Genomic DNA, 20691 nt, shown 5'->3' with positions numbered 1-20691 from the left:
TTTGCGATCGTGGCGAACCGCTCGAGACGGTCATGCGTGCCGTCGGGCCAGGCGGCCGTGACGCGGCGTTCGACTCCGAGGTGCTCGGCGGCCCCCTGGGCGCGCGCATCGACCAGGCGGTCAAGCGCGGCGCGGCACGCAGGCGCGAGCTCGTCACGCTCGTCCGGCCCTACCTCGCGAGCGTCGACACGGGCGTCAAGCGCGACCTGCCGGTCGCCAGGCGTCTCATCTGCCACCTGATCGAGCACCGGCCCGACGCCGAGCTCGTCGACGGCGACACGCTGGTCAAGGTGGTCACCGCGGCGGCGGAGCCGTCCAAGCGCATCCGCAAGGGCCTGCGCTGGTACGCCGACCTGCCCCTGCGCGACGAACTGTCGCCCGACCTCTACCGGCTGCGCCGCTCCGACCTGGCGCCGGTCACGCACATCGACGACATCGTCTGGGCCGACGGCAGGCTGCGCATCAACGGGTTCGCCTACCTGGCCGGCCTGTCGGTCCGCAGCCGCAGGTTCAACCGGGCCACCGTGGTGCTGCGCGGCCCGCGCTGGCTGCCCCCGGTGCGCATGCGCACGCGGCGGGTGCTCGCGCCGGAGGCCACGCACGGCGCCCGCGAGCCCGGCTGCAACTACGACTGGTCCGGTTTCACCGCCGAGCTGAGCCCGTGGCCGCTGCGCTGGCGCGGTGCGGTGCGCGGCGTGGTCTCGGCGGTGCGGCGGCGGTTGCGCCACCGTCCCGCCGTGCGTGACACCACGACCTGGCGGGCCGAGATCGTCTTCTGGAGCCGCGGCGCCCGCGCCACGGGTCTGCTGCGCGGCTCGTCCATGGGCCGCAGCGAGCGGCCCGCCGGGCTCAAGCTGCGTCCGGGCTGGTGGGTGCGCCCGGTGTGGACGTCCGATCGGGCGCTGCAGGTGGTGCTCCAGCCCAACCGGGCCGAGCTCGCCGGCGTCTCGGTCGACGGCGAACGACTGGAACTCAAGATCTTCCTGCCCGGCCGCACGGTCACCAAGGGCCACGCCAGGCTGGGCGGCCACCGCATCGCGGCCGACTTCACGCCCGTCACCGGCGGCACCGAGGTGCTGGTCGGCCTGGCCGTGCCCGCGCTGCTGCAGGAGAAGGACGGCCGGCGTCTCTGGGTCGAGCCCAAGGGCGACCCGGCCGCCTCGGTCATGCTGGCCGACCTGGTCGAGACCCGCACCGCGGTGGGCGATCGCGAGATCACCGTGCTGGGCGACCGGCGCGACCGGGTGGTCGTCTCCGCGCACCGCATCCGCCCGGTGATCACCGAGACGGCGTGGGAGGGCGGCTCCCTCGTTCTGCGCGGCCGCTACCCCGACACGGCCGGGCCCCGGGTGCTCACGCTGCGGCACCGCTCCGGACTGTCCTATCACGTGCCGATGGAGCGCTCCGGCGAGACGTTCGCGGTGCGCCTGGCGCCGGCCTCGATGGACCGCTTCGGCGAGTCCGTCCCGCTGGCCGCGGGCACCTGGAACCTGTCGATCCGCCACCCGTCGGGGGAGATCGTCCCGCTGCGGATGGACCACGCGGCGCTGCCCGGCCTCGACGAGAGCCCGCGCGCCTTCGACGGCCGCGCCTACCGGATGATCTCCACCAGGTTCGACGTGCCGGTGGTCACGGTCGAGGAGGAGCGCCCGGCCGACGAGAAGGGCGTCGCGGGCACCCACGTGCTGCGCCGCGTCTTCTACCCGGCCCAGCGCACCGAGCCGCTCCACGAGGCCACCGTCTACGTGGTCAACGACGGCCGGCTCTACGCCGACAGCGTCCGGGCCATCTACGAGGAGCGGCTGCGCCGCGGCGACGACCGCGAGCACATCTGGATCGTCAAGGACGGCGCGTTCACGCCTCCCGGCCCGGCGAAGGTGGTGCGGGCGGGCAGCCGCGAGCACCACGCCGCGCTGGCCCGGTCGCGGCACATCGTCACCAACGCGTTCCTGCCCGCCTGGTTCCGCGCCCGCGAAGACCAGGTGGTGGTGCAGACCTGGCACGGCACCCCGGCCAAGAAGGTCGGCAACGACCTGCCGCACATGTCGCGCGACCCGCGCCCGCCGGTCTGGCACCGGCAGGCGGCCGAGGTGCGCGGCTGGGACCTGCTGATCTCCCAGTCGCCGTGGGCCACGCCGTTGCTGCGCAAGGCGTTCGGCTACCAGGGCGAGATCCTGGAGAGCGGCCTGCCGCGCAACGACGTGCTCACCTCGCCCGATCGCGACGAGCTGGCCGCGGCGGTGCGCGAGCGGCTCGGCCTGGCCGAGGGCAAGCGGGTGGTGCTGTACGCGCCGACGTGGCGCGACTACGACCGCAAGAACGCGATGGTCAAGCTCGACCTGGCCAAGGCGCGCGAGGCGCTCGGGGCCGACCACGAGCTGCTGGTGCGGGCCCACCCGATGCAGGCCATGCCCGCCGTCCCCGACATCGCCCACGACGTCACCACGTATCCGGACATCGCCGATCTGCTGCTCGTCACCGACGTGCTGGTGACCGACTACTCGTCGGTCATGTTCGACTTCGTCGCGACCGGCAGGCCGATCGTCTTCTACGGCTACGACCTGGCGAAATACTCGGCCAAGCGCGGGATGTACCTCGACCTGGCCGAGCAGGCGCCGGGGCCGGTGCTGTCGACATCGGCCGAGGTGATCGACGCGCTGCGGTCGATCGACCAGGTCGCCGCCGCGCACGCCGACCGCTACGACGCCTTCCGCGCCACGTTCGCCCCGCGCGACGACGGCAAGGCCACGGCCCGCGTGGTCGACCACCTGTTCTCCTGACGCGGAGAGGATCCCCGGGCGTCAGACGTCGCGGCCGGGGAGCCTGGGCAGGTCGGTCAGCAGGAACGGCCGGTCCTGGTTCGCCCCGCCCCGGCGGGGCTCGGTGAGCAGGTAGAGCAGCGCCGACATGCTGGTGCCGCAGACGATCTCGCCGCCGTCGATGAGCTTGCGGATGTCCGACAGCGGCACCCACTCGATGCGCTCGGCCTCCCACGGGTCGGACGGCGGCCCGATGTGGGTGGCGGTGTCGGCCCGGTAGACGTGGTGCAGGCTGTCGGAGAACCCGTTCGTCGGCTGGATGCACATCAGCGGGCGCAGCGGCCCCGGCCGCCACCCGGTCTCCTCCTCGACCTCGCGCGCCGCCGCCTCCCTGGGCGGCTCGCCCTCGTCGACCTGGCCGAGCGGGATCTCCCAGCCCCAGCTGTCGGTGATGAAGCGGTGCCGCCAGATCAGCAACACCCGCTCCCTGCCGTCGGTGACGAGCGCGCCGGCCCCCGGGGCGGTGCGGACGAGGCGATGGTCGAGCCGCCTGCCGTCGGGCAGTTCGACGTCGGCCACCCGGATGTCCAGCCAGGCGTCGGCGTAGAGCGACTTCTCGGAGTGGACCTGCCAGCGCATGCGACCGACCCCCATATCGAGCTCGACGTTAACTCAACGTTACCTGAGCGAACGCTACGTATGTGCGGGATCCGCCGAACATTCCGGGGAATCCGAAGCAGGGTGCTTGACCTGGGCTTTTGGGAATGATGGCGGACGCCTGGCCGTTATACCTCGCAACGACGGCCAAGAAAGGCCCGGTCCATGCCGAAGGTTTGCGTGGGCCAGGGCATCGCAAAGGGCCTGGCGCATCCCCCGCCGTCGCCGACAGGTATCCCAGGCTCAGACACCCCTGCGTGAACGGACGGTCCCCGCCTTTCCGGGTGCCGTGCCGGTAGCGGTGCATGTCCACAGGAGGAAAACCGCATGACCCTGACCCGCATCTTTGACTGACTGCGCGCCGGCTCTCTGCTGGGTGCGGCCGTCATCGCGGCAGGTGTGGGCCTTTCCGGGCCTGCGATCGCAGACACGAACCCGGCGAACCCGGGCCAGCTGACCTACGGTCAGGACATCTCCCACCACGAGTCCGGCCACGACTGGGCCTCCAGCGGCGCCAAGTTCGGCATCGTGAAGGCCACCGAGAGCACGGACTTCGTCGACTCCGAGTTCGCCCGCAACTACGCCGAGCTGGACGCGAACGGCATCGTCCGCGGCGCCTACCACTACGGCCACCCGGGCAACGACCCGGTCGCCGAGGCGGAGCACTTCCTCTCGGTGGTGAACAAGCAGCCCGCCAAGCAGGGTGACCTGCTGGTGCTCGACCTGGAGACCACGGACGGCAAGTCCGTCGGCGAGGTCAACGCCTGGGCCAAGCGCTGGCTGCAGCACGTCGAGTCCAAGACCGGCGTCAAGCCGATGCTGTACAGCGGCTGGTACTTCGCCGACACCTACGGTGACGGGCTGGAGCAGTACCCGCTGTGGGTGGCCCACTACAGCAAGGCCAAGGGCACGGTGACGCCTCCGGGTGACTGGAAGTCCGTCGCCATCCACCAGTACACCGACGACCCGGTGGACCAGAACGTGTCCAAGCTGTCCGTCGACCAGCTGAAGGCGCTCGGCCGCAAGTAAGAGCACGTCAACGACGCCGGGATCCCGAACCAGGGGGTCCCGGCGTCGTCGTGTTCCCACCGGCGTGCCTGCGTGAATCCCGATATTTCCCCCGCTACCGTAGGCGGATCGCGTGGGGAGACCGGTCAAGTCGGCACGATCTACCCCTGTGGTCTGGTGGAATCTAGTGCTGTGAGTGGTCAGACCTGGCGGTTGGTGCGACGTGGCAGCACAGGGCCTGCCGTGCCTCCTGCGCTCGATGAGCACCAGCGTGCCGTGGTCGCCCATCGGAGCGGCCCCCTGCTCGTCCTGGCCGGTCCCGGCACCGGCAAGACGACCACGATCGTGGAGAGCGTGGTCGAGCGCATCGAACGCCGCGGTGTCGACCCAGAACGCGTGCTCATCCTCACCTACAGCCGCAAGGCCGCGTACGAGCTGAGGGAGCGCGTGACGGCCCGGCTGCGCCGCACGACCAGGTCGCCGCTGGCGCTGACGTTCCATTCCTACGCGTACGCGCTGCTGCGGCGCGAGGCGGTGCGCGCGGGCACGCCGCCGCCGCGCCTGCTCACCGGCCCCGAGCAGCTGCTCGAAGTGCGCCGGCTGCTGCACGGCGAGCTGGAGCGCGGCGCGCTCGACTGGCCGCTGTCGCTGCGCGAGGCGCTCACGACGCGCGGGTTCGCCGAGGAACTGCGCGACTTCCTGTCGCGGGCCGCCGAGCGCGGTCTCGACGGGCCGCGCGTGGTGGAGCTGGGCCGGCGGCACGGCCGCTCGGACTGGCGGGCGGCCGGGCGCTTCATGGAACGCTACGAGCGCAGGTTCGACATCGACCCCGATCCGGCGTTCACGTACCCGGAACTGGTCAACGCGGCCGCCGCGCTGCTGGCCGACCCCGAGGTGCGCAAGCGCGAGCGCGCCGCGCACGAAGTGGTGTTCGTGGACGAGTACCAGGACACCGACCCGGCGCAGGAGCTGCTGCTGAGCCAGCTCGCCGGCGACGGCCGCGACCTGATCGCGGTGGGCGACCCCGACCAGTCGATCTACGGCTTCCGCGGCTCGGACGTCCGCGCGCTCATGGAGTTCCCCGAGCGTTTCAGGACCCGCGACGGCGACGTGGCCCCGGTGCTGGCGTTGCGCGTCTCCCGGCGCAGCGGCGCGGACCTGCTCGAAGCCTCGCGCCGCGTCGCCGCCCGCCTGCCCGCCGCGCCCACGCCGGAAGGTCTCAGTCACGGCCACGGGCACCGCGAGCTGAACGCGCCGCCCGAGATGGAGGAAGGCGCCCTGCGCGTGCTGCTGGCCGACAGCACCAGCCAGGAGGCCGCGGTCGTGGCCGACACGCTGCGCCGGGCGCACCTGATCGACGGCGTGCCCTGGCATCGCATGGCGGTGCTGGTGCGCTCGGCCAGGCGCCAGGTGCCGCTGCTCAGGCGCGCGCTGGTCAACGCGGGCGTGCCCACGATGATCGCCGGCGACGAGGTGCCGATCGCCCAGGAGCCGGGCGTACGCCCGCTGCTGACCATGCTCAGGGTCGCGCTCGACCCCGCCTACCTGGACGAGAGCGTGGCCGAGGAACTGCTGACCGGACCGCTGGGCGGGACGGACATGATCGGCGTCCGCCGGCTCCGCCGCGCACTCAAGATCGCCGAGAACGCCGCCGCCGGGGCCGCGGCCGACGAGGAGGAGCCGGCCCCGCCACGGTCGTCCGGCGAGCTGCTGGTCGCCGCCATCAACGACGATCGCGAGCTGATCAGGGTCGAGGACGAGCACGTCACGCTGCCCATCAAGCGGGTGGCCAGGCTGCTGGCCACCGCCAGGGCCGCGGTGGCCGAGCAGGGCACCGCGGAAGACCTGCTGTGGGCCGTCTGGCACGGCAGCGGGCTCTCCCAGCGCTGGACCGAGCTGAGCCTGTCGGGCGGGCCCAGGGGCGCGCAGGCCGACAGGGACCTCGACGCCGTGGTGGCGCTGTTCGACCGGGCGGCCACGTTCGTGGACCGGATGCCCAAGGCGGGCCCCGAGGTGTTCCTCGACGACCTGGCCGCGCAGGAGATCCCCGGCGACTCGCTGGCCGACCGCGCGCCCGACGGCGACGCGGTGCGCGTGCTGACCGCGCACCGCTCCAAGGGCCTCGAATGGGACGTCGTGGTGGTCGCGGGCGTGCAGGAGGGCGTCTGGCCCGATCTTCGGCTGCGCGGGCTGATGCTGGGCGTGGACGAACTGGTCGAGGTGTCCCAGGGCCTGGAGACGAACGCCGCCTCGCTGGCCTCCAAGCTGCTGGCCGAGGAACGCAGGCTGTTCTACGTGGCCGTGACCAGGGCGCGGCACCGGCTGGTGGTGACCGCGGTGGGCGGCGAGGACACCGACGAGCGGCCGTCCAGGTTCCTGTCGGAGCTGATGCCGGGCGCGGTCGAGGACGCCACGGTCGACGATCGGGCGCGCTGGCTGAACCTGTCCGCGCTGGTGGCGGATCTGCGCAGCGTGGTGACCGACCCCACCAAGCCCGGAAAAATGCGTAAAAAGGCGGCGCGGCAGCTCGCCCGGCTGGCCGCGGCTGGCGTGCAGGGCGCGCATCCCAACGACTGGTACGCGCTCACCCAGATCTCCGACGACCGGCCGCTGAGCTGGCCGGACGACACGGTCAGCATCTCGCCGTCCGCGGTGGAGAGCTTCACCAAGTGCGGGCTGCGCTGGCTGCTGGAGACCGCGGTCGGCTCCGGCGGCACCAGCACCGCGCAGGGGCTGGGCAACGTCATCCACGCGCTGGCCGTCCTCGCCGCCGGCGACCTGCCCAGGGAGGACCGGCTCGGCGAGCGGCTGGACGAGGTCTGGCACGAACTCGACTTCGGCGGCGTCTGGTACAACCGCAAGCAGCGCCAGGTGGCCGAGCAGATGATCGGCAAGTTCCTGCGCTGGCACGAGGAGAACCCGCGTGACCTCGTCGCCACCGAGGAGTCGTTCGTCGCCATGGTGTCGGAAGGCGTGCAGATCAAGGGACGGGTCGACCGGGTGGAGCGCGACGCGGAAGAGCGCGCGGTGATCATCGACCTCAAGACCGGCGGCTCCAAGCCCAAGGCGGGCGACCTCGACCGGCACCCGCAGCTCGGCGTCTACCAGCTCGCCGCGCTGCTCGGCGCCTTCGCCAGGCACGGCATGACCGAGCCGGGCGGCGCCGCGCTGGTGCAGCTCGGCAAGGCCGGTGGCAAGAACGAGGCGCTGGAGCAGAAGCAGGGCGCGCTCGGCGACGACCAGAACCCCGGCTGGGCCAGGGACCTGGTCGACACCGTGGCCATCGGCATGTCCGGCCCGGTCTTCCAGGCCAAGGTGAACGACGGCTGCCGCACCTGCGCGGCCAGGGCGAGCTGTCCGGTCAACGACAACGGGGGCCAGGTTTGCTGAACGGCGACACACCCAACGCGGGACGCATCACGCTCAACCCGGTCGAGCTGGCCGACAAGCTCGGCATCCTGCCGCCCACCTCCGAGCAGGCGGCGGTCATCGAGTCGCCGCTCGAACCCATGGTGGTCATGGCGGGCGCGGGCTCGGGCAAGAGCGAGACGATGGCCGGACGAGTCGTCTGGCTGGTCGCCAACGGCCTGGTCAAACCGGCGAACGTGCTCGGGCTCACGTTCACCCGCAAGGCCGCGGCCGAGCTGGCGGCCCGCGTCAGGGAGCGGCTGCAGGGGCTGGCCGAGGCCGGTCTGGTCGAGCCGGGCATGCTCGACGACGAGCCGACCGTCTCCACCTACCACGCCTACGCCGCCCGCCTGGTCACCGACCACGCGCTGCGCGAGGCGCTCGAACCCACCATGCGCCTGGTCACCCCGGCCGTGTCGTGGCAGCTCGCCTCGCGGGTGGTGGCCATGTACGACGGGCCGATGGACAAGATCGAGCTGGGCCCGCCGTCGGTCACCGCGGCCGTGCTCGAACTGGCCGGCGAGCTGTCGGAGCACCTGCGGGCCGGCGCCGACGTGCGCGGCGTGGGCGACTGGCTCAGGGAACGCTACGACGCGCTGCCAGGACGGCGGATCGCCGCCCAGGGCCGGCCGGTCTCCGTCCAGGCGGCCAGGGAGCAGCTGCTGCCGCTGGTGGCGGCGTACGAGCGGCTCAAGCGCGCCCGCGAGGTGATCGACTACGGCGACCAGATGTCGCTGGCCGCGCGCATCGCGGCCAACCACAAGGAGGTGGGGGAGATCGAGCGCTCCCGCTTCTCGGTGGTGCTGCTCGACGAGTACCAGGACACCAGCCACGCCCAGCTCGTGCTGCTGCGCTCGCTGTACGGCGACGGCCACCCGGTCACCGCGGTCGGCGACCCCTGCCAGTCGATCTACGGCTGGCGCGGCGCGTCCGCGGGCAACCTGCGCCGCTTCGCACAGGACTTCAGGACGAGCACCGGCGATCAGGCCCCGGTCAGGCAGCTCAGCGTCAGCTTCCGCAACGGCGACAGGGTGCTCGACGTGGCCGCCCGCGTCCAGCTCCCGCTGCGCATGGAGGCCCGCGAGGTCCCGGTGCTGATCCCCGGCGCGAACCGGGTCGATCGCGGCCGCGTCACCTGCGCCTTCCACGAGACCGCCGAAGACGAGGCCAGGTGGATCGCGGCCGGTGTCGCCGGGCTGCTCGGCCAGGAGGTCGCGCCCGACGGGCTGCCGTGGGGCGACAAGGAACGCAAGAAGACCCTCGCGCTGCAGCCTCAGGACGTGGCGATCCTGGCACGCAAGCGCTCGCAGTTCCCGGCCATCCGCCGCGCGCTCGAAGACCGCGACATCCCGGTCGAGGTCGTCGGGCTCGGCGGCCTGCTGACCGTGCCCGAGGTGAGCGACATCGTCGCCACCCTGCGCGTGCTGTACGACGCCACCGCCGGCGACGCCCTGGCCAGGCTGCTGGCCGGCCCGCGCTGGCGGATCGGCCCGGCCGACCTGAAGGCGCTCGGCGAGTGCGCCAGGACCCTGGCCCGCGAGCTGAGCGAGAGCAGCCGCGAGCAGGACCCGCTCAAGCAGGTCGTGGCCGACCTGGCCGAGGAGCGCGGCAGCCTGGTCGACGCACTCGACGAGCTGCCCGACAGGGAGGAGTGGCTGGAGACGTTCTCGCCGGCCGCCCGCACCAGGTTCATCGCGCTCGCCCACGAGCTGCGCCAGCTCAGGGCGCACACCGCGCAGCCGCTGCCCGACCTGATCACCGAGGTGGAGCGGCGGCTCGGCCTCGACGTCGAGGTCGCCGCGCGCAGCGGCTCCGTCGGCGCGTTCGCCGCCCGCGCCGACCTGGACGCCTTCCAGGACGCCGCGTCCAGGTTCGCCGGCGACTCCGAGGACCCGACGCTGGGCGCGTTCCTGGCCTACCTGGAGGCGGCGGAGAGCGAGGAGTTCGGGCTGGAGGCCGGACGGGTCGGCGAGAGCAACAGCGTCAAGCTGATGACCGTGCACGCGTCGAAGGGCCTGGAGTGGCCGGTCGTGGTCGTGCCTGGGCTGTCGCAGCTGGTCAGCTCGAAGGGGACGATCGCGACCGGCAGCATCTTCCCCGCCACCCCGGTCACGAACAGCCGGTGGACCGACAACCCGCGCAAGCTGCCCTACCCGCTGCGCGGCGACGCGGCCGACCTGCCGCGGCTGTCCGGGCTGACCAAGGAGGATCTGCTCGTCTTCGACGAGCTGTGCCGCGACCGTGACCTGATGGAGGAGCGGCGGCTGGCGTACGTGGCCGTCACGCGCGCCCACTACCACCTGATCGCCTCCGGGTACCGCTGGGGCACGGCCACCAAGCCGCTGTCGCCGTCCGACTTCCTGCTGGAGATCCGCGACACCGCCGACCGTGTCTCGTTCTGGGCCGATGACCTGGCCGAGGGCGCGTCCAACCCGCTGCTCGCCGAGCCGGCCGAGTCCACCTGGCCGGTCGAGCCCGCCGGGCTGCGCTACGAGTCCGTCCTCGACGGGGCGCACCTGGTCGAGAGCGCGCTGGCGGGCACGCTCGACCCGGACGAGGACGACGAGCCGCTGCGCGAGTTCGAGGAGGAACGCCTGCGGGCCTGGGACCGCGACACCGACCTGCTGCTGCGCGAGCGCGAGCTGAACCGGCGGCGGCCGGCGACCACCGTCGAGCTGCCCGCCAAGCTGACCGTGTCGTCGCTGGTCACGCTGGCCACCGACGCCAGGGAGCTGGCGCGCAGGATCAGGCGTCCGGTGCCGGGCAAGCCGGCGCCGCTGGCGCGCCGCGGCACCTCGTTCCACCGGTGGCTGGAGACCCGCTGGGACCAGCAGCGGCTGATCGACGACTTCGACCTCGACCCGTACGAGGAGGTCGAAGAGGCCGACGTGCGGCTGGCCGAGCTGCAGGAACGCTTCGAGCAGAGCGAGTGGGCCGACCGGCGGCCGATCGACCTGGAGATCCCGTTCGAGACGATGATCGCGGACCGGGTGGTGCGCGGGCGGATGGACGCGGTCTTCGAGCGTCCTGAGGGCGGCTACGAGGTCGTCGACTGGAAGACCGGGCAACCGCCCAAGGGGAAGGCCGCCAAGGCCGCGGGCGTGCAACTGGCGGCCTACCGACTGGCCTGGTCGGAGCTGGCGGGGGTGCCACTCGAAGACGTGGGGGCAGCCTTCCACTACGTCCGGGCCAACCGGACGGTGCGTCCGGTGAACCTGCTGGACGCGGCCGGCCTGGTGGCGCTCATCGAGGCCGTCCCGACCTCTTCGTAGGGGTCTGGGCGGCTGCGCGAAGGCCCCGGGCGGTGGAAGAGCGGGCCATAGGATGTCAGAGGATTCGGGAAGGGTGACTGTGGAAACGAGCGCGCAAGAGCAGCTCATCGGACCACTGCTGCTCGCACGCGGCACCATCGACAGGTCGTCGGCGCTGCGCGCCGACGACGGTTGGCTGGAACGTGCCTGGGCCGACCCGACGACCAGGGTGCTGGTCATCGACAACGGCCACACGCTGGTGCGCCGGGTGGGCGACGAGGTGGGCGCGGTGCTGTTCACGCCGGCCGACGCGCCGCCCGGGCAGCGCTACCTGCTGGGCGTCGAGGGCGGGATCGCCTACTTCGCGGTGGCCGCGCCGCTGCCCGGCATCTCTAGCGGCGACGTCAACGGCCGCGTGACGATCCCGATGAGCCTGGCCGACACCCCCGAGGGCGAGCCGGTCTCGGCCGGGCTGCGCCAGGTCGGCGGCCTGCTCGGCGACAGGGACGCGGGCCTGCTGGTCTACGCGGTCGCGCTGGAGGCCTGGCACGCCACGCACGAACACTGCCCGCGCTGCGGCACCAGGACGAACGTCGAGGCCGGCGGCCACATCCGGGTCTGCCCGAAGGACGCCAGCCAGCACTTCCCGCGCGTCGACCCGGCCGTCATCATGCTGATCAGGGACACCGACGACCGCTGCCTGCTGGCGCGGGGCCCGCAGTGGCCCGAGGGGCGGCTGTCGATCCTGGCCGGGTTCGTGGAGCCGGGCGAGTCGCTGGAGCACGCGGTCGTGCGCGAGGTGGCCGAGGAGGTCGGCATCAGCGTGGTCAACCCGCGCTACCTGGGCAGCCAGCCGTGGCCGTTCCCGCGCAGCCTCATGCTCGGCTTCTTCGCCGAGGCCACCACGACCACGCTGACCCCCGACACGGAGGAGATCGCCGAGGCGCGCTGGTTCTCACGCAAGGAGATCGCCGAGGCGCTGGAGAGCGGCGAGCTCCGGCTGCCGCCGGCGGTGTCGATCGCCCGCCGGCTGATCGAGACGTGGTATGGCGGGCCGCTGACGGGGGATTGGTAGTAGTGTCAAATGCGTCACAGGCCGTAACGGAGAGTGTAAAGTCATGCCCATGAAAGACGAACACATGAACCAGTTGCTGGACCTCGAGCGGCAGAAGCTCGCCATCCAGTTCGCCGCCATCGACGCCGCCATCAACGACAAGATCGATGCGCAGACCCGGAAGATCACCGACGCCGTGAGCGGCGCGATCGCTCTGGCCGCGACCGACATCAGGACCGAGATCCTGATCAGCAGGGCCGAGCTCAAGCAGGACATCAGTGATGTTCGCACCGAGCTCAAGGCCGACATCCAGCGCCTGGAGCACAAACTGGACACTCACTCGCACAACTGAGGACCTGGGTGACCTTAGCACCCAGGTCCTCAAGACCTCATGCTAGCCCCGGAGCCCCCGCCTCGCTCAAGGCCGGGGGTTCCGGTGTTTCACGAAGCGCCGAGCAGCGCCTTGACCTCGAGTGCGGAGGGGTTGGTGCGGACGACCCGACCGTTCGGGGTTTCGATGACCACGGTCGGCACCGTCTGGTTTCCATTGTTGACGCTCATCACGAACTCGGCCGCCGACGGATCACGTTCGATGTCGATCTCTTTGAAGCTGATGCCTTCGCGGGCCAGCTGAGACTTGAGCCGCTTGCAGGGGCCGCACCAGGTGGTGCTGTAGACCGTGAGCGCCATGTTGGGAGATCCCTCCAAGGTCCAGGAAATCAGGCGCTCCGTGCAACAACCCGGAGTGCCCGGGTAATCCCTACCCGATTCGTTCGGCGATCCACGCCTGCACCCGCTCGGCCACGCCGGGCTCCCGGTACAGCGGCGAACTGTGCGCGATGCCCGGCGTGGTGACCACCGTCACGGGCACCCCGACCTGGCCGAGCATCTGCTTGAGCAGCTGGCTCTGCACCGGCGGCACGAACTCGTCCTCGGAGTGGATGGTCAGCATCGGCGCGTCTTTGCGGCTGGCGTGCCAGGCCACTTCCATGCTGGCCCAGATCCTGGAGCACTTGCCCTTGGGCTCGCAGCCCCCGGCCAGCTGGATGGCGGCCTCGCGGAGCTTGCGCTTGTTCGGGTCGAGGGTCTTGTCGCCGTCGTTGTACGCGCGCAGCGGCGAGATGATCGGCGACAGGCCGACCACGCCCTTGAGCCCGGAGATGCCGTCGCCGTACGTGCCGACCGAGGCCGCGATGTGGCCGCCGGCCGAGAAGCCCACCACCACGTACGAGTTCGGGTCGAGCGACCAGCGCTCGGCGTGCCTGCGGGCGGTGGCGATCGCGTCGAGCGCGTCGGTGCGCTGCGCGGGCCAGGGCGCGTTGCCGGACAGGCGGTAGTTGAGGTTGAAGACCGTGTAGCCCAGGTCGGCGTAGGTGCGGGTGATCTCGGTCATGTACTTCTTGTCACCCGACGACCACCAGCCGCCGTGGATCAGGAAGACGCCGGGGCGCTTGACGCCGTCGGGGGTCCACCAGACGTCCATGGTCTGGCGCGGGTGCGGCCCGTACGAGATGGTCTCGGCGGCGAGCCCGCCGATGCCGTTGGGGTCGGTCGGTGAGGCGGCCGTCGGAGCCGGAGTGGGCTCTCTGGTGGCGTGCGCGGCACCGGGTGTCAGCGCGACGGCAACGAGCGCGAGCGCGCCCACGCAAACCGCTGTTCGCACGGCCTTCCTTTCCCCCAATGCACATGGTCGGCCCCATTGTGGGGGAAGAGACCAGTTCTTTGCATCTCGATGACGATGAATCGACGTCGGCCGCATGTTGCCAGAATGGAGCCCTTCACCGCCACCGGCTGGGAGGATGTACAGGTGAACAGCGTGGACGACGTCCTGGCGGGTCTCGATCCCGAGCAGCGCGAGGTCGCGGAGGCCGTGCGCGGTCCCGTGTGCGTGCTGGCCGGCGCGGGCACCGGCAAGACCAGGGCGATCACCCATCGCATCGCGTACGCGGTGCGCAGCGGGGTCGTCGACGCGTCGAGCGTGCTGGCGGTGACCTTCACCACACGCGCGGCCGGGGAGCTGCGTCAGCGGCTGCGCATGCTGGGCGCGCCGGGCGTGCAGGCACGCACGTTCCACGCCGCGGCGCTGCGTCAGCTCACCTACTTCTGGCCGCGGGTGATCGGCGGCGAGGCGCCTTCGGTGATCGAGTCGAAGCTGCCGGTGCTCGTGGAGGCGTGCCGCCAGGTCCGCAGAAATCCGGATCGGTCCGAGCTGCGGGACATCGCGGCCGAGGTCGAGTGGGCCAAGGTCAGCCAGATCGGCTGGGAAGACTACGTGGCCGCCGCGGCCAAGCACCACCGCACGCCGCCCGTCCCGCCGGAGGAGGTGGCGCGTCTCTACGAGGCGTACGAGCAGATCAGGCGCGAACGCCACCTGGTCGACTTCGAGACCATCCTGGAGCTCACGGCCGCGGTGATGACCGAGCACCAGGAGGTGGCGGCGCAGATCCGCCAGCAGTACCGCTACTTCGTGGTCGACGAGTACCAGGACGTCAACCCGCTGCAGAAGCTGCTGCTCGACACCTGGCTCGGCGGCCGCGACGACATCTGCGTGGTCGGCGACCCCAACCAGACGATCTACTCCTTCACCGGCGCCAGCCCCCGCTACCTGACCGGGTTCGCGGTCGAGCATCCCAAGGCCGCCGTCATCAAACTGGTACGCGACTACCGTTCCACCCCGCAGGTCGTCGACCTGGCGAACCTGGTGATCGCCAAGGGCCGGTCGCCGCACCGGCTCGAACTCGTCGCCCAGCGGCCCGAGGGCCCCAGGCCGTCCTTCGCCGACTACGACGACGAGCCGGCCGAGGCCGCCGGCGTCGCCAGGGCCATTCGCAAGCTGCTCGACAAGGGCGTGCCCGCACGCGAGATCGCGGTGCTGTTCCGCATCAACTCGCAGTCGGAGTCGTACGAGGAGGCCCTGGCCAAGGCCGAGATCCCGTACGTGCTGCGCGGCGCGGAGCGTTTCTTCGAGCGGCCCGAGGTGCGCCAGGCGGTGGTGCTGCTGCGCGGCGCGGCCCGATCGGCCTCCGACGAGCCGCTGGCCTCGGAGGTCCACCACATCCTGACCGGCATCGGGCTCACGCCCAGCCCGCCCGGCGGCGGCAAGGCGCGCGAGAAGTGGGAGTCGCTGAAGGCCCTGGCCGACCTGGCGGAAGACCTGGCCGCCGAGGGCGCCGACCTGCCCAGGTTCGTCGCCGAGCTCGAACGCCGGGCCAGCGAGCAGCACGCGCCGCCGGTGGAAGGGGTCACGCTGGCCTCGCTGCACGCCGCCAAGGGCCTGGAGTGGGACGCCGTCTTCCTGGTCGGGCTGACCGACGGCATGCTGCCGATCATCTACGCCGAGACGCCCGAGCAGATCGAGGAGGAGCGGCGGCTGCTCTACGTCGGCATCACCCGGGCGCGTGAACACCTGTCCCTGTCGTGGGCGCTGGCCCGCGCGCCCGGCGGGCGCAAGAGCCGCCGGCCCTCCCGATTCCTCGACGGTCTCACCGGCCGTCCCTCCGGCCCGCCGCGCCTGGCCGCCACGCCGGCGCGCGAACGGCGTCAGGTCGCGGCCCCGGTCAGCTGCCGCGTCTGCGCCAAGACGCTGGTCGCCGCCGCCGAGCAGAAGCTCGGCCGCTGCGCCACCTGCCCGGCCGACTACGACGAGGGGCTGCTCGAACGGCTCAAGGCCTGGCGTACGGCCGTCGCCAAGGAGGGCAAGGTGCCGCCGTACGTGGTCTTCACGGACGTCACGTTGCAGGCGATCGCGGAACGGGCGCCGACCACCGAGCAGGACCTGCTGTCGATCGCCGGGATCGGACGCGTCAAACTGGACAAGTACGGCGAGGCGGTCCTCGGCCTCTGCCGCGCCACCGACTGACCCTCACCAAAGGATCATCAGAGCAGGTGGGGCCGGTTTCGCCCGCTGCGCGGCACACGTCAAACTTGTACCAAGACGGTTATCGCGAGGGGGACCTGTGAACGAGGCGCTGAAGGAGCTGCTCGATCTGCTCGACCTGGAGCAGATCGAGCTGGACATCTTCCGGGGAAGGAGCCCGGAGGAGCGCATCCAGCGCGTCTTCGGCGGTCAGGTCGCGGCCCAGGCGCTCGTCGCCGCCGGGCGTACCGTGCCCAAGGACAGGAACGTGCACTCGCTGCACGCGTACTTCATCAGGCCGGGCGACCCGTCGATCCCCATCGTGTACAACGTGGAGCGGGTGCGCGACGGGCGTTCGTTCACCACCCGCAGGGTGGTCGCGGTGCAGCACGGCAAGGCGATCTTCACGATGTCGGCGTCGTTCCACGTCATGGAGGAAGGCGTGGCGCACCAGGCGTCGGTCATGCCGGTGGTGCCCGATCCCGAGACGCTGCCCACGTTCCAGGAGAAGATGTTCGAGCTCGTCGGCGACAACAACGAGCTGCGTGAGTGGCTGTCGCGGCCGCGTCCGGTCGACGCACGCTACGCCTCGCCGCTGACGTGGGAGGCGTACCAGAACCCGGAGCTGCGCAGCGCGCAGACGAACGTGTGGTTCCGCTACCACGCCGAGCTGCCCGACGACCCGCTGCTGCACGTCGTGCTCGCGGCCTACGCCTCCGACTACACGCTGGTCGACACGATCCTGTTGTCACACGGCATGGCCTGGGGCGCCTCGAACGTCATGGGCGCCTCGCTCGACCACGCCATGTGGTTCCACCGGCCGTTCCGTGCCGACGACTGGCTGCTCTATGCTCAGGAGTCCCCCTGGTCCGCGGGTGCGCGGGGGCTTGCTCGGGGTGAGATGTTCACCGCGTCCGGTGACCTCGTCGTCTCGGTGGTCCAAGAGGCCATGATCCGCGTGACAAAGTAACAAAATCGCAGGTAGAAAATATGTTGCCCCTTCCCGGGTTCCCGGTTTAGGGTCATGGTCAAGCGAGTCGGACACTCCTGTCCGACGATCTCGAAGAGCGGAGGTGAGTCCAGGTGATCAGCATGAAGATGTCGGCCACGCAGTGGCTCGCTTCCGCGTGCCGTAACTCGGTCAGGCTCGTCGATGGCCCGGCCAGACTGCGGCAGGAGAAGTCTGCCCGTAGCCAGGCCTCCGCCTACTTCCGCGCACACGCCGGCACCGGTGTGTTCTCGGAAGGCGCTCCTGCCTACCACGCACGTATCGCCCTGCCGGCCCAGCAGCTCACCAATGGTGGAGTGCGCGGTCCGCAACCCTGGAGGGATGCTCCGGTCATAACCTGACCGGCACACAGCAGCCCCCAGGCCGCGGATCCGCACACAGGATCCGCGGCCTCTTTGTTTGTCCGTGATCCCCGACCACCTACGAGGTGCCCGACCCAGCTCAAAAAGATCGATCAAAAGGAGAAGCAGATGGGGGCGAAGACGATCATGGACCTGATCGACGAAGCCAAGATCCCCTGCCGGACCGACCCTGACCTGTGGTTCGCCGAGTCGCCCGACGACGTCGAGTTCGCGAAGGCGCTCTGCGGCGGCTGCCCGATCCAGAAGGCCTGCCTGGCCCGCGCGCTCGAGCGCGAGGAGCCGTGGGGCGTCTGGGGCGGCGAACTGATCCTCCGGGGGACCGTCGTCCCCCGCAAGCGGCCTCGCGGGCGTCCCCGCAAGCACCCGGTCGCTGCCTGATCCACCGCACCTACGAACAAGAAAGCCGAGAACGATGAACACGATTTCCGAGTGGAGCAACCCGATGCCGTATCTGTTTCATGACCTGGTGAATGACCGAATACAAACTCTCCACCGGGAGGCGGCGGAACAGCGCCTGGCCTCGCGCGTGAACCGCGTACAGCGGGCGCGCCGCGAAGTCCAGCGGGCGAACGACCGCCTTCGCAGGGCCCTGGGTCGGCAGTTCTGATCGGGGAGATCCTGCCGCCGGCGCAGGATCTCCCCGGTGAGCTGAACCACACAGGAGAGTGATCCCAGGAGCCGGGCGCATCCAGCGCCCGGCTCTTTCGCATTCCCGGCCTTTTCCTCAGTACGATCCCCGGCCCGGAACCCGGACCGCCGGGCCGCGACCCCGCGCGACCCTCGGTGGGAACCCGCGTGGGGAGTCCGCGCAGGAGGCCCGCACCTTTCGGAGGGACCCAAGCCCGCGTCTTTCGGAGGGACTCAGGTCCGTGCTTTCCGGAGGAGCCCAAGCCCGCGCCTTCCGGAGTGACCCATGCCAGCACTCCCCAGAGGAACCAAGCCCGCACCCCCAAGGGCCTCAGCGCCGCACCCTCCTGAAGGATCCAGGCCGCGATTCCGGGGAGGCCCAGGCCCGCACCCTCCGGAAAGCCCAAGTCCGTGCCCCCCAGGGGGCCAGGCCCGCACACCCCCTCTGGAAGGATCCAAGTTGCGATTCCGGGGGAGGCCGTTGGTGGTAGTGGTGGTGAGGGAGTGGGGGAGTGTTAGGCCCGGGCTGGGCGAGCGGCGGCGGGGGCCAGCGGCAGTTCGTCCTCCCCGGCGGCCGTCCAGAGACGGGTGGACATCCAGGCCACCCCCACCGCCGCGACCACCAGCCCAGCCAGGAAGACCGGCACGGGAACCACGTTCCGCAGCGACCCGGGGACCATGCCCACCGCGTACAGGATCACGCCCACCCAGGGCAGCGCCCCGCTCCGTATCGCCGCCGCGCTGAACGTCAGCACCCCCGCCAGCAGAACCACGGATGTGACCAGAAACGCCCGCCCCGTACCCCCGGCGAGCAGCCCGCTGATGACGCCGCCGCCGAGATAGGGGAAGACGAAGTGCAGGATGTACTCGATCGCGAACGCCCCGGCCAGTCCCGCCGCGTTGAGCAGGTAGCCGACCAGGCCGAGCGTGCCCGCCGTACGCCGGATGAGCAGGTAGAGCGCGGTGATGGTGAGCAGGCCGGTCAGCGCCCCGAACGGCGCGATGGCGTGGGTGAGCGCCGTTTCCGGCAGTAAGTTCGCCCGGCGGGCGCTATTGATCACGAGCACTGTCGCGCAGACGAATCCGGCCAGCGCGGCGATCCGGTTGAGACGCATTTCTGGAGTCCCTTCTGTCGGTGATAACGCTCGTTATCATGCGCGTTATGGACCGATAAAGTGAGATCATGCCGGGCGATGTAAGCACCCCGAAAGAACTCGGCGATCTCCGCCAGGCCCTGCTCGACGCCGCCGTCCGCGTGCTTCACGATCAGGGCGCGGCCCGCCTCACGCTCCGGCGCGTGGCCGACGCGGCCCAGACGTCCACGATGGGCATCTACACCTGCTTCGGCGGCCGGACGGGCCTGCTCGCGGCGATCTACCAGCGCGCCTTTCTCGCCCTGCGCGATCGCCTGACCGCCGCGCTCGACGGCCACTCCGATCCGCTGGCCCGGATCAGGGCGCTGGCCTCGGGGTATCGGGAGTTCGCGCTGGAGGATCCGGCGCGGTACGCGCTCATGTTCGAACGTCCGCTGCCCGACTTCGACCCCTCGCCACAGCTGCGCCGCGACGCACTCGCACTGAACTTCAGCCTTCTCACGGACGCGACCTCCGCCGCCATCGAAGCCCGGCTGATCATCTCCGATGACCCGGTCCGTACGGCCTACCTCTTGTGGACCACGATGCACGGCATCGTCAGCATCGAGCTCACCCATGCCCTGCGCAGCCCGTTGCCCGGCTGGTTCCTCGACTCACGGGCGGCCGGCGAACGCGTCCTTGCCGACGGCGTGAACGCCCTGCTGACCGGCCTCGCCCACCCCTGAACCTCCGAGTGCCGGATGCCACTCCGCAGGACGACTTGACCCATTTGGGGCGGCACGCGAACCAGCCTGTTCCGCAGGCTTCTCACGCTGTCACACGCAATCCACAAGGCAGACGGCGAGCCAGGCCCGGCCTCACCGACCACGGGGAGGCGGGCTCGAGGGTGCTGCTCCTCGCCGTGGGACGGACCTAGAGGGAGGGCAGTCGCCGCGGGAAGCCGAACCTGAGGCCTACGTTGGCGCAGATCACGCCGATGCCGGTGTGGTCGCCGCAGGAAGGCGAACCTGAGGGCGAATCACGGGCACGGCGAATCACGGGCACGGCGAACCGAGGGCACGGCGGACCGAGGGCAAGCAATCTCGGGCAGGTCAGGATCCCGACAGGCAAGTCCCGGGCGGGCGTAGCTGGGGCAGGCGAATCCCGGGCAGGCGGATGCTGGGCAGGGCGGGCTCCCAAGCAAGGCAAATCTCGGGCCGGGGTAGCTGAGGCAGGCGGATCCCGGGCAGGCGGATGCCGCGCAGGGTGGAGTCCTGGACAAGGCGAATCTCACGCAGGCAGGCGCATCCCGGGCAGGCGGATGCTGAGCAGGTCGGGATCCCGGACAAGGCGACCCCCGGGCCGGGGTAGCTGAGGCAGGCGGATCCCGGGCAGGCGGATGCCGCGCAGGGCGGAGTCCTGGACAAGGCGAATCCCACGCAGGCAGGCGTAGCTGAGGCATGCGGATGCCAGGCAGGCAGGCGGATGCCGCGCAGGGCGGGACCCCGGACAAGGCGAATCCCAGGCAGGCGGATGCCAGACAGGGCGGGATCCCGGACAGGTGGATCCGGGGACAGGCGTAGCTGAGGCAGTCAGGTGTATCTGAGCGCGAGCCGCGGGGTGGGAA

The 20691-nt window shown here is 71.0% G+C and carries 16 protein-coding genes; 12 read left to right on the top strand and 4 right to left on the bottom strand.

The annotated features are described in order from the left end of the window. The first annotated feature begins 32 nt into the window (after positions 1-32). Entirely contained in the window at positions 33-2780 is a 2748-nt protein-coding gene (locus tag HII36_RS35890) for a CDP-glycerol glycerophosphotransferase family protein (RefSeq protein ID WP_173527767.1), read from the top strand. A gap of 21 nt (positions 2781-2801) precedes the next feature. Here the strand turns inward: HII36_RS35890 and HII36_RS35885 are convergent, their stop codons facing one another. Then, the gene (locus HII36_RS35885; RefSeq protein WP_173527766.1) at positions 2802-3398 is read right to left on the bottom strand and encodes an NUDIX hydrolase; all 597 of its coding nucleotides are present in this window, start codon (positions 3396-3398) and stop codon (positions 2802-2804) included. Positions 3399-3815: 417 nt separating this feature from the next. Between HII36_RS35885 and HII36_RS35880 the strand changes: the two genes are divergently transcribed. The 5 genes from HII36_RS35880 (at position 3816) to HII36_RS35860 (ending at position 12489) form a co-directional block, all read left to right on the top strand. Further along, on the top strand, positions 3816-4445 hold the full coding sequence (locus HII36_RS35880; protein ID WP_173527765.1) for a glycoside hydrolase family 25 protein: 630 nt from the start codon (positions 3816-3818) through the stop codon (positions 4443-4445). 222 nt (positions 4446-4667) lie between these two features. Beyond that, positions 4668-7814, top strand: a complete 3147-nt coding sequence (locus HII36_RS35875) for an ATP-dependent helicase (protein WP_328808035.1) — start codon at positions 4668-4670, stop codon at positions 7812-7814. Next, complete coding sequence (locus HII36_RS35870; RefSeq protein WP_236004211.1) at positions 7808-11104, top strand: ATP-dependent helicase; 3297 nt, start codon at positions 7808-7810, stop codon at positions 11102-11104. Before HII36_RS35875 ends, HII36_RS35870 begins: the two co-directional genes overlap by 7 nt. A gap of 79 nt (positions 11105-11183) precedes the next feature. Next, complete coding sequence (nudC, locus tag HII36_RS35865; RefSeq protein WP_328808039.1) at positions 11184-12158, top strand: NAD(+) diphosphatase; 975 nt, start codon at positions 11184-11186, stop codon at positions 12156-12158. A gap of 49 nt (positions 12159-12207) precedes the next feature. After that, positions 12208-12489, top strand: a complete 282-nt coding sequence (locus HII36_RS35860; RefSeq protein ID WP_173527762.1) for a hypothetical protein — start codon at positions 12208-12210, stop codon at positions 12487-12489. Between the two features lie 89 nt (positions 12490-12578). Here HII36_RS35860 and HII36_RS35855 read toward each other — a convergent pair whose 3' ends face one another. Both HII36_RS35855 and HII36_RS35850 read right to left on the bottom strand, forming a co-directional pair. Continuing rightward, complete coding sequence (locus tag HII36_RS35855; protein ID WP_173527761.1) at positions 12579-12827, bottom strand: mycoredoxin; 249 nt, start codon at positions 12825-12827, stop codon at positions 12579-12581. A gap of 70 nt (positions 12828-12897) precedes the next feature. Further along, the gene (locus HII36_RS35850; RefSeq protein WP_328808034.1) at positions 12898-13800 is read right to left on the bottom strand and encodes an alpha/beta hydrolase; all 903 of its coding nucleotides are present in this window, start codon (positions 13798-13800) and stop codon (positions 12898-12900) included. Between the two features lie 105 nt (positions 13801-13905). Here HII36_RS35850 and HII36_RS35845 point away from each other — a divergent pair, with 105 nt between their 5' ends. The 5 genes from HII36_RS35845 to HII36_RS35825 all read left to right on the top strand — a co-directional run bounded on the left by HII36_RS35845 (position 13906) and on the right by HII36_RS35825 (position 17971). Then, positions 13906-15996: an ATP-dependent DNA helicase UvrD2 gene (locus HII36_RS35845; RefSeq protein ID WP_173527760.1), complete on the top strand. Its 2091-nt coding sequence runs from the start codon at positions 13906-13908 to the stop codon at positions 15994-15996. Positions 15997-16093: 97 nt separating this feature from the next. Then, positions 16094-16963, top strand: coding sequence for an acyl-CoA thioesterase II (gene tesB, locus HII36_RS35840; RefSeq protein WP_173527759.1), 870 nt, complete (start codon positions 16094-16096; stop codon positions 16961-16963). A gap of 113 nt (positions 16964-17076) precedes the next feature. After that, positions 17077-17343 carry a hypothetical protein gene (locus tag HII36_RS35835; protein WP_173527758.1) on the top strand — a complete coding sequence of 89 codons (267 nt, stop codon included), beginning with the start codon at positions 17077-17079 and terminating at the stop codon, positions 17341-17343. Positions 17344-17472: 129 nt separating this feature from the next. Beyond that, positions 17473-17742: a WhiB family transcriptional regulator gene (locus tag HII36_RS35830; RefSeq protein WP_173527757.1), complete on the top strand. Its 270-nt coding sequence runs from the start codon at positions 17473-17475 to the stop codon at positions 17740-17742. Positions 17743-17776: 34 nt separating this feature from the next. Further along, complete coding sequence (locus HII36_RS35825) at positions 17777-17971, top strand: hypothetical protein (RefSeq protein WP_173527754.1); 195 nt, start codon at positions 17777-17779, stop codon at positions 17969-17971. Positions 17972-18506: 535 nt separating this feature from the next. On the opposite strand, the gene HII36_RS35820 is transcribed toward HII36_RS35825, so the two are convergent. After that, positions 18507-19106: a hypothetical protein gene (locus tag HII36_RS35820; RefSeq protein ID WP_173527756.1), complete on the bottom strand. Its 600-nt coding sequence runs from the start codon at positions 19104-19106 to the stop codon at positions 18507-18509. Positions 19107-19174: 68 nt separating this feature from the next. On the opposite strand from HII36_RS35820, the gene HII36_RS35815 reads away from it, so the two are divergent. Next, complete coding sequence (locus tag HII36_RS35815) at positions 19175-19810, top strand: TetR/AcrR family transcriptional regulator (RefSeq protein ID WP_173527755.1); 636 nt, start codon at positions 19175-19177, stop codon at positions 19808-19810. Positions 19811-20691: the final 881 nt, after the last annotated feature.

The organism is Nonomuraea antri (assembly GCF_013283785.1).
GTDB classification, from domain to species: domain Bacteria; phylum Actinomycetota; class Actinomycetes; order Streptosporangiales; family Streptosporangiaceae; genus Nonomuraea; species Nonomuraea antri.
Note: the sequence above shows the minus strand (reverse complement) of the source record. Positions and strands in the feature narration are given on the sequence as shown.